This is a genomic window from Caulobacter sp. BE254, assembly GCF_031457295.1.
Classification (GTDB): Bacteria; Pseudomonadota; Alphaproteobacteria; order Caulobacterales; family Caulobacteraceae; genus Caulobacter.
In genome coordinates this window covers 1-1,262 of sequence record NZ_JAVDWJ010000029.1, presented here as the reverse complement: position 1 = coordinate 1,262, position 1,262 = coordinate 1, and the positions used below count along the sequence as shown (strand labels likewise).

The 1,262-nt window shown below is 69.9% G+C and carries 1 protein-coding gene; it reads right to left on the bottom strand.

From position 1 onward, the window contains the following. Nucleotides 1-26 precede the first annotated feature (26 nt). On the bottom strand, nt 27-1,157 hold the full coding sequence (locus J2X41_RS25180; protein ID WP_310087333.1) for an IS481 family transposase: 1,131 nt from the start codon (nt 1,155-1,157) through the stop codon (nt 27-29). Nucleotides 1,158-1,262 lie beyond the last annotated feature (105 nt).

Sequence of the window (1,262 nt, the reverse complement as noted above, 5' to 3'; positions counted from 1 at the left end):
TGTCCAGCGGATAGATGGGTAACAGTTTAGCCCGGTTGGATGGGTAACAGTTTTTGGCCCCGGTGATCGAGGAGGCCGATGGGCTGTTGATAGAACCAGACGCGCCATCCGTGCTCGATGGGCTGGAGGGCGACGGCCTCGCCGGCGAGGGCGGAGCTGATGTGGACCATGTCGCCCTGGAGCTTGATCTGGCCGTTGGAGCGGACCTTGCGGACGGTGCGGTCGGCGGGGTAGTCGGGCTCGGGAGGCCGGCGGGGCATCTGGCGGGGCGAAGGGCTGTAGAAGCGGGCCGGCGGCTGTTGGCCCAGCGCCTGATGCGGGCGCTCGTGGTTGTAGTCGTGACGGAAGGCCTCCAGGCGCTGGGCCTGGGCGGCGCGGTCGGCGGCGGCCGGTCGCATGGCCTCCAGCAGGGTGAGGTGGAAGCGTTCGAGGCGGCCGTTTTCCTGGGGCCTGCCAGGCAGGATGCGCTCGGGACGCACGCCCAGCTTGATCCACCACACCGACAGGCGGCTGAGGCCCGAGGGGCTGGCGGCGGCGAAGGGCGGGCCGTTGTCCGAGCGCATGACCTCGGGCAGGCCATAGGTCTCGAAGGCGCGCTGCATCACCGGCCGGGCCTGGGCTTCCTGCACGCCCGGGCCCGAGGAGATGGCCAGGGAAAAGCGGCTGTAGGCGTCGGCCAGGGTCAGCGGCTCGCACCGCTGGCCGTCGCCCAGGGTGATCCAGCCCTTGTGGTCGACCGCCCAGACATGGTTGGGCCGCTCGGGGATGATCAGCGCCTGAGACCGCGGCGGCGGACGGCGGCGAAGGCGGCGGCCCGACACCAGTCCCGCCCGCTTGAGGATCTCATGGGTCGTGGAATGCGACGGCCAGGCCAGGGCCGGGTGCAGCTGTTCCAGCTTGGCCACGATCTTGCGCGGCCCCCAGGTCGGCCGCGCCCGCCTCAGGTCCAGGATCTTCTCGACCAGGCCCGCATCCGTCGCCCGGCCATGCGACAGCGGCGCGCGCGAGCGATCCGCCAGCCCCGCCGCACCGCAGGCCTCATAGCGCTCCAGCCACTTATAGCCCGTACGCCGACTGATCCCGTAAGCCTCGCAAAGCTCGGTCTTGGAAACCTCGCCCCCAAGCCACTCGGCGACAAAGCGCACCCGTTCGTCCATGACGCACCGCTCCGACCACGGCATCGCACAGCCTCCCGCCAAAACCGCGAGAACTGTTACCCATCTATCCGGGCTGGTCCGTCACCTCTCTATCCGGGCAGGACA